Source organism: Enterobacter sp. MGH 24, from assembly GCF_000493015.1.
GTDB lineage: Bacteria > Pseudomonadota > Gammaproteobacteria > Enterobacterales > Enterobacteriaceae > Enterobacter.
On the sequence record NZ_KI535657.1, the window covers coordinates 2093379 to 2107673 of the forward strand.

At 56.1% G+C, this 14295-nt stretch carries 15 protein-coding genes and 1 other annotated feature; of the genes, 12 read left to right on the plus strand and 3 right to left on the minus strand.

Features of this window, described 5'->3' with window-relative positions:
• Positions 1-33 precede the first annotated feature (33 nt).
• A complete protein-coding gene (gene gpmB / locus L370_RS11895) occupies positions 34-681 on the plus strand; it encodes a 2,3-diphosphoglycerate-dependent phosphoglycerate mutase GpmB (RefSeq protein ID WP_008502057.1) in 648 nt (215 codons plus the stop codon).
• Here the strand turns inward: gpmB and robA are convergent.
• Positions 678-1547 (minus strand): MDR efflux pump AcrAB transcriptional activator RobA, encoded by an 870-nt coding sequence (gene robA / locus L370_RS11890; RefSeq protein WP_014882475.1) that lies wholly within the window; start codon positions 1545-1547, stop codon positions 678-680. The genes gpmB and robA overlap by 4 nt on opposite strands.
• A 211-nt stretch (positions 1548-1758) precedes the next feature.
• On the opposite strand from robA, the gene creA reads away from it, so the two are divergent.
• Genes creA through creD form a run of 4 tightly spaced genes read left to right on the plus strand, consistent with a single transcriptional unit; the run spans position 1759 to position 5766 of the window.
• Positions 1759-2229 (plus strand): protein CreA, encoded by a 471-nt coding sequence (gene creA / locus L370_RS11885; protein WP_023334448.1) that lies wholly within the window; start codon positions 1759-1761, stop codon positions 2227-2229.
• Between the two features lie 14 nt (positions 2230-2243).
• Complete coding sequence (gene creB, locus L370_RS11880) at positions 2244-2933, plus strand: two-component system response regulator CreB (RefSeq protein WP_023334449.1); 690 nt, start codon at positions 2244-2246, stop codon at positions 2931-2933.
• Positions 2933-4357, plus strand: coding sequence for a two-component system sensor histidine kinase CreC (creC, locus tag L370_RS11875; RefSeq protein ID WP_023334450.1), 1425 nt, complete (start codon positions 2933-2935; stop codon positions 4355-4357). The genes creB and creC overlap by 1 nt, the downstream gene beginning before the upstream one ends.
• A gap of 56 nt (positions 4358-4413) precedes the next feature.
• On the plus strand, positions 4414-5766 hold the full coding sequence (creD, locus tag L370_RS11870; protein ID WP_023334451.1) for a cell envelope integrity protein CreD: 1353 nt from the start codon (positions 4414-4416) through the stop codon (positions 5764-5766).
• Positions 5767-5812: 46 nt separating this feature from the next.
• Here creD and arcA read toward each other — a convergent pair whose 3' ends face one another.
• Entirely contained in the window at positions 5813-6529 is a 717-nt protein-coding gene (arcA, locus tag L370_RS11865; protein WP_003856501.1) for a two-component system response regulator ArcA, read from the minus strand.
• Positions 6530-6624: 95 nt separating this feature from the next.
• Here arcA and yjjY point away from each other — a divergent pair, with 95 nt between their 5' ends.
• From yjjY to L370_RS11840, 7 genes are all read left to right on the plus strand, one after another.
• Positions 6625-6765 (plus strand): YjjY family protein, encoded by a 141-nt coding sequence (gene yjjY, locus L370_RS23390; RefSeq protein WP_085928893.1) that lies wholly within the window; start codon positions 6625-6627, stop codon positions 6763-6765.
• 399 nt (positions 6766-7164) lie between these two features.
• Complete coding sequence (locus tag L370_RS11860; protein ID WP_023334452.1) at positions 7165-7851, plus strand: tRNA/rRNA methyltransferase; 687 nt, start codon at positions 7165-7167, stop codon at positions 7849-7851.
• 211 nt (positions 7852-8062) lie between these two features.
• Complete coding sequence (gene thrL / locus L370_RS22705) at positions 8063-8131, plus strand: thr operon leader peptide (protein WP_015572623.1); 69 nt, start codon at positions 8063-8065, stop codon at positions 8129-8131.
• Positions 8070-8187 (plus strand) — a sequence feature (Thr leader region). It overlaps the preceding gene by 62 nt.
• A 24-nt stretch (positions 8188-8211) precedes the next feature.
• Complete coding sequence (gene thrA / locus L370_RS11855; RefSeq protein ID WP_023334453.1) at positions 8212-10674, plus strand: bifunctional aspartate kinase/homoserine dehydrogenase I; 2463 nt, start codon at positions 8212-8214, stop codon at positions 10672-10674.
• A 1-nt stretch (position 10675) separates the two neighbouring features.
• Positions 10676-11605 carry a homoserine kinase gene (gene thrB / locus L370_RS11850; protein WP_023310337.1) on the plus strand — a complete coding sequence of 310 codons (930 nt, stop codon included), beginning with the start codon at positions 10676-10678 and terminating at the stop codon, positions 11603-11605.
• A gap of 3 nt (positions 11606-11608) precedes the next feature.
• Positions 11609-12895 (plus strand): threonine synthase, encoded by a 1287-nt coding sequence (gene thrC, locus L370_RS11845; protein WP_023334454.1) that lies wholly within the window; start codon positions 11609-11611, stop codon positions 12893-12895.
• 291 nt (positions 12896-13186) lie between these two features.
• A complete protein-coding gene (locus L370_RS11840) occupies positions 13187-13489 on the plus strand; it encodes a DUF2502 domain-containing protein (RefSeq protein ID WP_023334455.1) in 303 nt (100 codons plus the stop codon).
• Between the two features lie 32 nt (positions 13490-13521).
• Here the strand turns inward: L370_RS11840 and yaaA are convergent, their stop codons facing one another.
• A complete protein-coding gene (yaaA, locus tag L370_RS11835) occupies positions 13522-14295 on the minus strand; it encodes a peroxide stress protein YaaA (RefSeq protein WP_023334456.1) in 774 nt (257 codons plus the stop codon).

The following is a 14295-nucleotide window of genomic DNA, read 5'->3' on the forward strand; positions in this document are numbered from 1 at the left end:
AAAAAACTCATCGCAGTATAACGGAAAAAAAGCATGTTACAGGTATACCTTGTTCGCCACGGTGAAACGCAGTGGAACGCCGAGCGACGTATTCAAGGCCAGTCAGACAGTCCTCTTACTGAGAAGGGCGTGCAGCAAGCGTGGCAGGTGGCGGAACGCGCCAGAACGCTGGGCATTACCCACGTGATTACCAGCGATTTAGGTCGCACACAGCAGACGGCGCGCATCATCGCAGATGCCTGCGGCTGTGACGTCATGCTGGAGCCGCGCCTGCGCGAGCTGGATATGGGCGTGCTGGAAAAACGCCATATTGATACGCTGACGGAAACGGAGGAGGGCTGGCGCCGCACGCTGGTGAACGGCACCGAAGATGGCCGTATTCCTGAAGGCGAATCCATGCAGGAGCTGAGCGTGCGCATGCATGCTGCACTGGCGGAATGCCTGAAGCTTCCGGCGGGAAGCCGTCCGCTGCTGGTGAGTCACGGGATCGCGTTGGGTTGCCTGGTGAGCACCATTCTGGGGTTACCGGCTTACGCCGAGCGCCGCTTGCGTCTGCGCAACTGCTCCATTTCCCGGATTGATTATCAGGAAAGCGCGTGGCTGGCGTCGGGCTGGGTAGTGGAGATGGCAGGGGACATTTCGCATCTTGATGCCCCTGCGCTTGACGAACTGCAGCGTTAACGACGTATCGGAATCAAGAATTCCATACGCAGATTGATTGGGCCTTCTTCCGGTTTGGCATCCTGCGCCGGGTAGTAGCGCTCAATGTCCTGACCTTTACGGCGATTCAGATTCAGCATCGGCATGCAGGTCCCGTAAACGGTCAGGATAAATTCCTGAACCCCCGTCCCCAGCCCTTCATACGAGAACATCACGTACTCGCCGCCTTCCAGTACGACAGGCTTCGAACCCTGAATGTACCCATTGGCCATCTCTGGCGTCAGCGCGGTGGTGTAGAACACCTCCTGCTCGTCGTCTTTTTCCTGGCTTGGGTGCGTTTCGTTGAGGCCATACAGGATTGGCGGGATCGCCGGTGCGTGGCTCAGGAAATCACGCCAGAACTGAACGCGCATCTGATGACGGAACTCAGAAATCTGCTCCAGGGAACAGGAATAGCTCTGCGTCGTGCCGATCAGATGGGTTTCCGGCAGCGCGACAATTTCATATTTCGGCATCGCGAACTCGCCCAGACGCAGCGGCGGACGCATGCCAAACGAGCTCCAGTCAGGCGAGCGACGATAAAGCGCAGGCGTCAACGAGAACTGTTTTTTAAAGGCGCGGGTAAAAGTCTGCTGTGAATCGAAACGATATTGCAGGGCAATATCCAGAATCGGCCGCGCGGTCAGGCGCAGTGCCACAGCAGATTTAGATAAACGACGTGCGCGAATATAGGCCCCGATAGCATGACCGGTGACATCCTTGAACATCCTTTGCAGATGCCACTTGGAATAGCCTGCTTTAGCCGCCACATTATCCAGTGACAAAGGCTGGTCGAGATGACCTTCCAGCCAGGTGAGCAGGTCGCGAATAATTCCAGCCTGATCCATATACTATCCTCATCCTTAAAACAGCAGGTGCCTGATAACAGGTTAGCGGATAATAGCATTTTTTGATGTTTTAGCATTCAGTGTTTTTTTTGCGCATTCATGCTTTTTAGAGCACATTACAGGCAGATATATTCTAATCCTGTGATCTTGCTACATTTTTATCTAAAGTGTTGAATAATCGCTCAGTGTAATTTTAAAGAATGGTAACAATATGAAATACAAGACTTTGATCTTCACCGCGTTGATGCTGATGGTCGGGCGCGTGGCGCAGGCAGAACAGATTGGCTCCGTCGATACCGTGTTCAAAATGTTTGGTCCGGACCACAAAATCGTGGTGGAGGCGTTTGACGATCCGGACGTGAAAAACGTCACCTGCTACGTCAGCCGCGCGAAAACGGGCGGTATCAAAGGCGGACTGGGGCTGGCGGAAGATACCTCCGATGCGGCGATTTCCTGCCAGCAGGTGGGCCCGGTTGAATTGAGCGATAAAATTAAAAACGGCAAAGCGCAGGGCGACGTGGTATTCCAGAAACGGACCTCGCTGGTGTTCAAAAAGCTGCAGGTGGTGCGTTTCTACGATGCCAAACGCAATACGCTGGCTTACCTGGCCTATTCCGACAAAGTGGTGGAAGGTTCGCCGAAAAACGCGATCAGCGCGGTGCCGATTATGCCGTGGCATTAATTCAGGGATGAACCATGCAACAATCTGTGGTCTGGCTGGTTGAAGACGAAACCAGTATCGCCGATACGCTGATCTACATGCTTCAGCAGGAAGGATTCGCGGTAAAGGCGTTTGAACGCGGTTTACCCGTGCTGGAGGAGGCGCGGCGGCAGGTTCCGGCGCTCGCCATTCTGGACGTCGGGCTGCCGGACATCAGTGGATTTGAGCTTTGCCGCCGGCTGCTGGCGCAGCATCCCTCGCTGCCTGTGCTGTTTCTGACGGCGCGCAGTGATGAGGTAGACAAGCTGCTTGGCCTGGAAATGGGGGCCGATGACTACGTGGCTAAACCTTTCTCACCCCGTGAAGTCTGTGCGCGGGTGCGGACAATTTTACGGCGCATGCAAAAATCCGCCGCGCCTTCGGAGATTGTGCGCATCGGCCAGTTTGAACTTAACGAACCTGCCGCGCGAATCAGCTGGTGCGGTGAAGCATTGCCCCTGACCCGCTACGAATTCTTGCTGCTCAAAACCTTGTTACAGGCTCCCGGGCGGGTCTTTTCTCGTCAGCAGCTCATGGACAAGGTGTGGGGTGAAGACGGCGACAGTTTCGATCGTACCGTGGACACCCACATCAAAACCCTGCGCGCCAAGCTGCGGGCGGTGAACGAGGAACTGTCACCCATCAGCACCCATCGCGGTATGGGCTACAGTCTGGGCCTTTACTGATGCGCATTGGGATGCGGTTGCTGCTGGGGTATTTCCTGATCGTCGCCATCGCCGCGTGGTTCGTGCTGTCGATCTTCGTTCAGGAAGTAAAGCCCGGCGTGCGCAGGGCAACCGAGGGCACGTTGATCGATACCGCGACCCTGCTGGCTGAAATTGGGCGTGATGATTTGCTTTCGGGCCATGCGCAGCAGGGCAAACTGGCGCAGGCCTTTTCTCAGCTACATCAGCGCCCTTTCCGCGCCAATATCGGCGGGATTCATAAAGTGCGTAACGAATACCACGTCTACATGACCGATGCGCAGGGCCGCGTCGTGTTTGATTCCGCCGGTCTGGCCGTGGGTCAAGATTACTCGCGCTGGAACGATGTCTGGCTGACGCTTCGCGGCGAATACGGCGCGCGCAGTACCCAGAGCCATCCCGACGACCCGGAGAGCACGGTGATGTATGTTGCCGCGCCGGTTGTGGAGCAGGGCAAGATTATCGGCGTGCTGTCGGTCGGGAAACCGAACAGCGCGATGGCACCGGTTATCCATCGCAGCGAGCGGCGGATCCTGTGGGCAGGCGGGGCGCTGCTCGGCATTGCCCTGCTTATCGGTCTTCTCGTCGCCTGGTGGATCAATCGTTCTATCAGTACATTATCGCGCTATGCCGACTCGGTGACCACGGATACGCCTCTCCCGCTGCCTAATCCTGGCAGCAGCGAACTGCACAAGCTGGCCCTGGCGCTGGAGAATATGCGCATTCGCCTGGAAGGGAAAAACTACATTGAACACTATGTCCATGCGCTGACCCACGAGCTGAAAAGCCCGATCGCCGCCATACGCGGCGCGGCGGAAATTCTCGCCGAGCAGCCGCCGCCGCAGGTGGCCGCGCGGTTTATCGATAATATTCTGGTGCAAAACGCGCGTATGCAGTCGCTGGTTGAAAAACTGCTCACTCAGGCACGGCTTGAAAATCGGGTCGAGATTACGCCTCAGACCGTCCGTGTCGACCTGCTGTTTACCCGTCTTGCCGACGCGCGCTCGGCGCTGCTGGCGGCAAAAGAGATTGTGCTGACCCTCCAGCCCGTTTCGCTTCATGTTGAAGGCGATCCCGACCTGCTCGAACAGGCGCTTGGCAATTTGCTGGATAACGCTATTGATTTTACGCCGCAGGGCGGTGCCATTGGACTGGCGGCCCGGGAAGAGCACGGGCAGATACAGCTTATCGTCACCGACAGCGGAAGCGGTATCCCGGATTACGCGCTGGCGCGTATTTTTGAGCGCTTTTATTCCCTGCCTCGCGAGAACGGATTGAAGAGCAGCGGCCTCGGGCTGGCGTTTGTCCAGGAGGTGGCGCGTCTGCACCAGGGAGAGATTACATTGCGTAATCGTGATGAAGGCGGCGTGATGGCCACGCTGACACTTCACCGTCCCTTCACATAGCTTCAAACTGACCCCACACGGCCTGGTTACGCTCTCCTCATCACAAAGGAGACGTAATGATGAAATCCCCCCTGTTCTGGAAAGTAAGCACCCTACTGGGGTGCATCCTGCTGCTGTTAGTCCCGCTTTTTATGGTCAGTAACCTGATATCAGAGCGGGAGAGCTACCGCAACGATGTCGAAAATACGCTTCGTCAGAGCACCAGCGGACCGCAAAAACTGGTCGGTCCGATGATTGCCATTCCGATGACGGAGATCTTCTACAAGATAGAGGACGAGAAGAAGGTCGAATACAAGAAAAGCTATATGCATTTCATTCTGCCGGAATCTCTGGTTGTGGAAGGTAACCAGCGCGTGGAGTCCCGAAATATTGGCATCTACGACGGGCAAATCTGGAACGCTGACCTGAAGATAAAAGCGCAGTTTAATACCGAAGAGCTAAAACAGCTGAGAGGGGAAACGATAACAACAGGGCAACCGTTTATCGTGACGGGCGTTGGCGACGCGCGGGGTATTGGCACGGTCAGTATCTCTAAAATCAACGGTGAGACGCTAAGCGTGGAACCCGGTTCAGGCGTCTACGGGGCGCTTGCAGGGATCCACATTCCGCTGACCGACAAAGCGCTGGAAGCCAAAACGTTTGCGCTTGAGATGTCCCTCAGCCTGGCGGGAACCGGCAGTTTTGCGGTGGTACCGGTAGGGCGTAATAGCGAAATGACGCTCAACAGCAACTGGCCGCATCCGGGCTTTATGGGCGATTATCTCCCCGTTAAGCATCAGATAGGCGAGTCCGGTTTCCAGGCGAACTGGCAGAGCAGCTGGTTTGCAAATAACCTTGAGAGCTGGTTCTACGACAAGGAGTCGCCGGAGTGGGAGGCGCTCCCGGCCTTTAGCGTCACGGTAGCGACGCCAGCCGACCAGTATCAGCTGACTGACCGTGCGATCAAGTACGCTATTTTGCTGATTGCGCTGACGTTTATGGCCTTCTTTGTCTTCGAAACCTTAACCGGATTACGCCTTCACCCGATGCAGTATCTGCTGGTGGGGCTGTCGCTGGTCCTGTTCTATCTGGTGCTGCTGGCGCTGTCTGAACACGTCGGGTTTACGCCAGCCTGGGTTGTTGCAAGCCTGGTTGGCGCAGCGATGAACGGAATGTACCTGCAGGCCGTGCTGAAAAGCTGGAAGCGCAGCGGGCTGTTTGTGCTGGCGCTACTCGGGCTGGACGTGGTGATGTGGTTCCTGCTGCGCTCGGAGGACAGCGCGCTGCTGTTGGGGTCAGCGGTTCTCGCGCTGGCGCTGTTTGCGGTGATGTACCTGACCCGGCATTTCGACTGGTACTCGCTCTCTCAGCCGAAGCGACCTGAGCCACCCGCAGCACCGGATGACGATACGATGCGGATCTGGAAATAAAAAAAACGGCGCAAATGCGCCGTTTTTTAATGCGTTAACTGCGGGATTACTCCTGCAGGTCACCGCAGAAACGGTACCCTTCGCCGTGGATCGTGGCGATGATTTCCGGCGTATCTGGCGTAGATTCGAAATGCTTACGAATACGACGGATGGTCACGTCTACAGTACGGTCGTGCGGCTTCAGCTCACGGCCGGTCATTTTCTTCAGCAGCTCTGCACGGGACTGAATTTTGCCCGGGTTTTCGCAGAAGTGCAGCATCGCGCGGAATTCACTGCGCGGCAGTTTATACTGCTCGCCGTTCGGGCTAATCAGCGAACGGCTATTGATATCAAGTTCCCAGCCGTTGAATTTGTAGCTGTCTACGCTACGACGCTCTTCGCTGACCGTACCCAGGTTCATGGTGCGGGACAGCAGGTTGCGTGCACGAATGGTTAACTCGCGAGGATTGAACGGTTTGGTGATGTAGTCATCCGCACCGATTTCCAGGCCAAGAATTTTATCAACTTCGTTATCACGGCCCGTCAGGAACATTAACGCGACGTTCGCCTGTTCGCGCAGTTCGCGCGCCAGAAGAAGACCGTTTTTGCCCGGCAGGTTAATATCCATGATCACCAGGTTGATATCATTTTCAGAAAGGATCTGATGCATCTCTGCGCCATCGGTCGCTTCAAAGACATCGTAGCCTTCTGCTTCGAAAATGCTCTTTAACGTGTTGCGTGTTACCAACTCGTCTTCAACGATAAGAATGTGCGGGGTCTGCATGTTTGCTACCTAAATTGCCAACTAAATCGAAACAGGAAGTACAAAAGTCCCTGACCTGCCTGATGCATGTCGCAAATTAACATGATCGGCTTAACGTGACTAAAGTACGTAATTGCGTTCTTGATGCACTTTCCATCAACGTCAACAACATCATTAGCTTGGTCTTGGGTACTTTCCCTTTGGACCCGACAGTGTCAAAAACGGCTGTCATCCTAACCATTTTAACAGCAACATAACAGGCTAAGTGACACCAGACACCCAATAAAACTACGCTTCGTTGACATATATCAAGTTCAATTGTAGCACGTTAACAGTTTGATGAAATCATCGTAGCCGAATGCTAGCCTTTGTCACAATTTTTCAATAAACCAACTAGTTGCGGACATTGATTTATAAACGAAGTGAATCCAATCAGAATAGAGTATTCATATCACCATTATCATTATAAAACATGGGGATAATAGTGTTCTGTTAACATTCTAACTGATTGTTCAGACAAGGAATAGTTTAGCGTTTTTAATTTGTTATGAAACGCTATTTCGGTGATTTGTGTTGCAATTTTGTAAATTCGCGCTGCGTAATATGTTGAAGCGCATCACATTTTTACCCGCTAACTGATTAAAAAGAGAGCATAAATGCATCTGTCGATTGTACTGGTTGCCCCAGCCAGAGCAGAAAATATAGGCGCTGCCGCGCGTGCCATGAAGACCATGGGTTTTACCGATTTACGTATCGTGGACAGCACGGCTCACCTGGAGCCTGCGGCACGTTGGGTGGCACATGGTTCGGGCGATATTCTCGATAATATAACCACTTACGCGACGCTTGCAGATGCGCTGCACGACATTTCGTTTACCGTTGCGACCACCGCGCGCAGCCGGGCGAAGTTCCATTACTACGCCACGCCAGCGGAGCTGGTGCCGATGTTGAGTGAGAAAAGCCAGTGGCTTGATAAAGCGGCGCTGGTGTTTGGTCGCGAGGATTCCGGGTTAACCAACGAAGAGCTGGAGCTGGCGGACGTTCTTACCGGTGCGCCGATGGTAGCCGATTACCCCTCCCTGAATTTGGGTCAGGCGGTCATGGTCTACTGCTATCAATTAGCCTCCCTAATACAAATCCCCCAACCTCAGGCAGAAGGGGCGAATGAAAATCAGCTGGCCGCGCTGCGGGCACGCGTTGAGCAACTCTTGTCTCAGCTGGGAATGGCGGACGATCAAAAAATGGCTGACTGGCTGCAGCAGCGTTTGGGGCGTCTTGAGCAGCGGGACACCGCAATGCTGCACCGTTTGCTGCACGATATTGAAAAAAAATTGGCCGAGTAAAATACTGTCATAAGTTTTTACTATGGCGAATAAGTCTGTCCGGAAGGGTTGCACATGGGCGAATAGGATGAAAATAAAACTGCAGGCAGCGGGACGTGAGAGTCTCACGAATTGTGATCAAATTAAAAATTCGTTGACTTAAGGTGCCCGATCCTTTAACCCTAAAAGAATACAGCACAGACAGATAATAATGACAGAGTACACAACATCCATGAAACGCATCAGCATCACCACCATTACCACAACCATCATCATTACCACAGGTAACGATGCGGGCTGACGCGTACAGGAAAAACAGAAAAAAGCCCGCACCTGAACAGTGCGGGCTTTTTTTTCGGCTAAAGGAAACGAGGTAGAACCATGCGAGTGTTGAAGTTCGGCGGTACATCAGTGGCAAATGCAGAACGTTTTCTGCGTGTTGCCGATATCCTGGAAAGCAACGCCAGGCAGGGGCAGGTTGCGACCGTGCTCTCTGCCCCGGCAAAAATCACGAACCATCTGGTGGCGATGATTGAAAAAACCATCGGTGGCCAGGATGCACTCCCGAACATCAGCGACGCAGAGCGTATCTTTGCTGACTTACTGCAAGGGCTGGCAGAGGCGCTGCCCGGCTTCCCGTACGCTCAGCTGAAGGCCTTCGTTGAGCAGGAATTCGCGCAAATCAAACACGTCCTGCACGGCATCAGCCTTCTCGGCCAGTGTCCGGACAGCATCAACGCGGCGCTGATCTGCCGGGGCGAAAAACTCTCTATCGCTATCATGGCGGGCGTGCTGGAAGCGCGCGGCCATAGCGTGACCGTGATCGATCCGGTTGAAAAACTGCTGGCGGTGGGCCACTACCTCGAATCTACCGTTGATATTGCTGAATCAACCCGCCGTATCGCCGCGAGCAAAATTCCCGCTGACCACATGATCCTGATGGCAGGCTTCACCGCCGGTAACGAGAAGGGTGAGCTGGTGGTGCTGGGCCGTAACGGCTCCGACTACTCCGCCGCCGTGCTGGCCGCCTGTTTACGCGCGGACTGTTGTGAGATCTGGACTGACGTCGACGGCGTCTATACCTGCGACCCGCGCCAGGTTCCGGACGCCAGGCTGCTGAAGTCGATGTCGTACCAGGAAGCAATGGAGCTTTCCTACTTTGGCGCCAAAGTGCTTCATCCGCGTACCATCTCCCCGATTGCCCAGTTCCAGATCCCTTGCCTGATTAAAAACACCGGTAACCCGCAGGCGCCGGGTACGCTGATTGGCGCGAGCACTGATGAAGACGGTCTGCCGGTGAAAGGCATCTCCAACCTCAACAACATGGCGATGTTCAGCGTCTCCGGTCCGGGAATGAAAGGGATGGTCGGCATGGCGGCGCGCGTGTTTGCGGCCATGTCCCGCAACGGTATCTCGGTGGTGCTGATCACCCAGTCCTCTTCCGAATACAGCATCAGCTTCTGCGTGCCGCAGGCCGACTGCCTCCGCGCCCGCCGCGCGCTGGAGGAAGAGTTCTATCTGGAGCTGAAAGAAGAGCTGCTGGAGCCGCTCGCCATTCAGGAGCGTCTGGCGATCATCTCCGTGGTCGGCGACGGCATGCGCACGCTGCGCGGTATCTCCGCCAAGTTCTTTGCCGCGCTGGCGCGCGCCAATATCAATATCGTGGCGATTGCCCAGGGCTCGTCAGAGCGTTCAATTTCCGTTGTCGTGGACAACGATGACGCCACCACCGGCGTACGCGTGGTGCATCAGATGCTGTTCAACACCGATCAGGTCATCGAGCTGTTCCTGATTGGCGTGGGCGGCGTGGGCGGCGCGCTGCTGGAGCAGGTGAAGCGTCAGCAGGAATGGCTGAAGAAGAAACATATCGATCTGCGCGTCTGCGGGATTGCCAACTCCAGAGCGCTACTCACCAACGTTCACGGCCTGAACCTGGAGAACTGGCAGGCCGAGATGAACGAGGCGAAAGAGCCGTTCAACCTGGGCCGCCTGATCCGTCTGGTGAAAGAGTACCACCTGCTTAACCCGGTGATCGTCGACTGTACCTCGAACCAGGCGGTGGCCGATCAGTACGCGGACTTCCTGCGCGAAGGTTTCCACGTGGTGACGCCGAACAAAAAGGCCAACACCTCGTCGATGGATTACTATCACCAGCTGCGTCTGGCGGCGAGCAAGTCGCGCCGCAAGTTCCTGTATGACACCAACGTGGGCGCGGGGCTGCCGGTTATCGAGAACCTGCAAAACCTGCTCAACGCAGGGGACGAACTGCAGCGTTTCTCCGGCATTCTCTCCGGCTCGCTGTCGTTTATCTTCGGCAAGCTGGATGAAGGGATGAGCCTGTCGGAAGCGACCCGCGCCGCGCGCGAGCTGGGCTATACCGAGCCGGATCCGCGTGACGACCTTTCCGGTATGGACGTGGCGCGCAAGCTGCTGATCCTCGCCCGCGAAACGGGCCGTGAGCTTGAGCTTTCCGATATCGTGATTGAACCGGTCCTGCCGGCAGAATTTGACAGCAGCGGTGATGTTGGCGCTTTTATGGCCAGGCTGCCGCAGCTTGACGACGCGTTTGCCGCGCGCGTTGCAAAAGCCCGTGATGAAGGTAAGGTATTGCGCTATGTTGGCAACATTGAAGAAGATGGCGTGTGCCGGGTGAAGATTGCCGAAGTGGATGGCAACGACCCGCTGTACAAAGTCAAAAACGGCGAAAACGCCCTCGCGTTTTACAGCCACTATTATCAGCCACTGCCGCTGGTGCTTCGCGGCTATGGCGCAGGGAACGATGTTACGGCGGCGGGCGTGTTTGCCGATCTGCTGCGTACCCTGTCATGGAAGTTAGGAGTTTAACATGGTCAAAGTTTATGCCCCGGCTTCCAGCGCGAATATGAGCGTCGGATTTGACGTGCTGGGTGCGGCGGTGACGCCGGTGGATGGTTCGCTGCTGGGCGATACGGTCACGGTGGAAGCGGCAGACAGCTTCAGCCTGAATAACGTGGGCCGCTTCGCCAGCAAACTGCCGTCCGACCCGCGCGAGAATATCGTCTATCAGTGCTGGGAACGCTTCTGTCAGGAGATCGGCAAAAACGTGCCGGTTGCCATGACGCTGGAAAAAAGTATGCCGATTGGTTCGGGTCTGGGTTCCAGTGCCTGCTCGGTGGTCGCCGCGCTGGTAGCAATGAACGAGCACTGCGGCAAGCCGCTGAACAACAACCGCCTGCTGGGGCTGATGGGCGAGCTGGAAGGGCGCATCTCCGGCAGCATTCACTATGACAACGTCGCGCCGTGCTTCCTCGGCGGCATGCAGCTGATGATCGAAGAAAATGGCATCATCAGCCAGCAGGTGCCAGGGTTTGACGAGTGGCTGTGGGTGCTGGCCTATCCGGGCATTAAAGTGTCAACTGCGGAAGCGCGTGCGATCCTGCCCGCGCAGTATCGTCGTCAGGACTGTATCGCCCACGGGCGTCATCTGGCGGGCTTTATCCACGCCTGCTACACCCGTCAGCCGCAGCTGGCGGCCAAACTGATGAAGGACGTCATTGCCGAGCCTTACCGCACGAAGCTGCTGCCGGGCTTTAACGAGGCGCGACAGGCATCCATGGATATCGGCGCGCAGGCGTGCGGCATCTCCGGCTCCGGCCCGACGCTGTTCGCCCTGTGCGACAAGCCTGACACCGCGCAGCGCGTGGCGGATTGGCTCTCTAAACACTACCTGCAAAATCAGGAAGGCTTTGTTCATATTTGCCGTCTGGACACGGCTGGCGCACGAGTACTGGGATAATTAATGAAACTCTATAACCTTAAAGATCATAACGAGCAGGTCAGCTTCGCGCAGGCGGTAACTCAGGGGCTGGGCAAAAATCAGGGGCTGTTCTTCCCGCATGACCTGCCGGAATTCCAGCTGACCGACATCGACGAACTGCTAAAGCAGGACTTTGTCACCCGCAGCACCAAAATTCTCTCGGCGTTTATCGGCGACGAAATCCCGCAGGAGCTGCTGGAAGAGCGCGTGCGTGCGGCGTTCGCTTTCCCGGCGCCTGTGAAGCAGGTTGAGCCTGACGTTGGCTGCCTGGAGCTGTTCCACGGCCCGACCCTGGCGTTTAAAGACTTCGGCGGCCGCTTTATGGCGCAGATGCTGACCCACATCAGCGGCGATAAACCGGTAACCATCCTGACCGCGACCTCCGGCGATACCGGTGCGGCGGTGGCGCACGCGTTCTACGGCCTGAAAAACGTCCGCGTGGTGATCCTCTATCCGAAAGGCAAAATTAGCCCGCTGCAGGAAAAACTGTTCTGTACGCTCGGCGGCAACATTGAAACCGTGGCAATTGACGGCGACTTCGATGCCTGCCAGGCGCTGGTCAAGCAGGCCTTCGACGACGAAGAGCTGAAGGTGGCCCTGGGTCTGAACTCTGCTAACTCCATCAACATCAGCCGTCTGCTGGCGCAGATCTGCTACTACTTCGAAGCGGTGGCGCAGCTGCCGCAGGAAGCGCGCAACCAGCTGGTGATCTCCGTGCCGAGCGGTAACTTCGGTGACCTGACGGCGGGCCTGCTGGCGAAATCTCTGGGTCTGCCGGTGAAACGCTTTATCGCCGCCACCAACGCCAACGACACCGTGCCGCGCTTCCTGAAAGACGGGAAGTGGGCGCCGAACGCCACGCAGGCAACGCTCTCTAACGCAATGGATGTATCGCAGCCAAACAACTGGCCGCGCGTGGAAGAGCTGTTCCGCCGTAAGATCTGGCGTCTGGGTGACCTGGGCTACGCCGCGGTGACGGATGAAACCACCAAAGAGACCATGCGCGAGCTGAAGGCGGTGGGGTATACCTCTGAACCGCACGCGGCGATTGCCTACCGTGCGCTGCGCGACCAGCTTAACCCGGGGGAATATGGCCTGTTCCTGGGCACCGCGCATCCGGCGAAGTTCAAAGAGAGCGTGGAAGCGATCCTGGACGAAACGCTGCCGCTGCCGAAAGAGCTGGCCGAGCGTGCCGACCTGCCGCTGCTGTCTCATGAACTGCCGGCAGATTTTGCCGCGCTGCGTAAGCTGATGATGACCCGAGCGTGATTTTTTGCCCGGTGGCGCTTCGCTTACCGGGCCTACAATCCCCCTGAACGTAGGCCGGGTAAGCGCAGCGTCACCCGGCAACAGAAGCATTGTACCGAGGCCGGGTAAGCGAAGCCGCCACCCGGCTTTTTTTGTGAAGAAATTAAGGAGAAATAAAGCAGGAAAAAAGTAGAAATTCCCAATAAATGCGGTCACTTAGCGTTTAGGATTGCAGAGAATAACATCCCCCGTTCCCCTCGCGTAATCTCCTTACATCGGCCCACGTTGGGCAAGAAGAATAAGGAGTCTCCTGTGTCTACACTGAAACATGCACTCATCGCGCTTTCACTGGTACTGGTCGCCCCCATGGCGGTTCAGGCATCTGAAATTACCCTCGTACCGGCGGTAAAACTGCAGATTGGCGACCAGGATAACAACGGGCATTACTGGGACGGCGGCCGCTGGCGCGACCACGACTGGTGGAAGGCGCATTATGACTGGCGTGATAACCACTGGCGTCCACATGACGAGCATCGTAAACACGACGATCGTCACGACGACCATCATCACGATGACCACCGCGACGATCGCGGCCCGGACTGGAAACACCATTAATGCAAAACCCCGCCAGATGGCGGGGTTTGTTTTTACTGCTCGTGGCGCTTAAACACCAGCTCGCCTTTCCCCGACGACGACTCGTCAAAGAAATAGCCTTCGCTGTTGAAGGCGGTCAGCTGCTCCGGCTTCGTCAGGCGGTTCTGGATGATGTAGCGGCTCATCAGGCCGCGCGCTTTCTTGGCGTAGAAGCTGATCACTTTGAACTTACCGTTCTTCTCGTCGAGGAACACCGGTTTGATAATCTCCGCATCCAGCTTTTTCGGCTTCACCGACTTGTAGTACTCATCGGATGCCAGGTTAATCACCACGTTATCGCCCTGGGCGCGCAGCGCCGCGTTCAGCTTGTCGGTAATGATATCGCCCCAGAAATGGTACAGGTCTTTGCCTTTGGCATTTTCCAGGCGAATCCCCATCTCCAGACGATACGGCTGCATCAGATCCAGCGGGCGCAGTACCCCGTACAGACCCGACAGCATGCGCAGATGCTGCTGGGCAAAATCGAAATCGGCTTCGCTAAAATCTTCCGCCTGCAGGCCGGTGTAGACATCACCTTTAAACGCCAGAATCGCCTGGCGAGCGTTAGCCGGGGTGAAATCCGGGTGCCACTCGTGAAAGCGGGTCGCGTTAAGATCGGCCAGCTTGTCGCTGATGCTCATCAGCGAGGCGATTTGCGGCGCAGAAAGTTTACGCGCTTCGCGGATCAGCTGTTGCGAGTAGTCCAGCAGTTCAGGCTGGGTATAGCGCTCGGTGGCGAGCGGGCTCTGGTAGTCGAGCGTTTTTGCAGGTGAAATCAGAATCAGCAT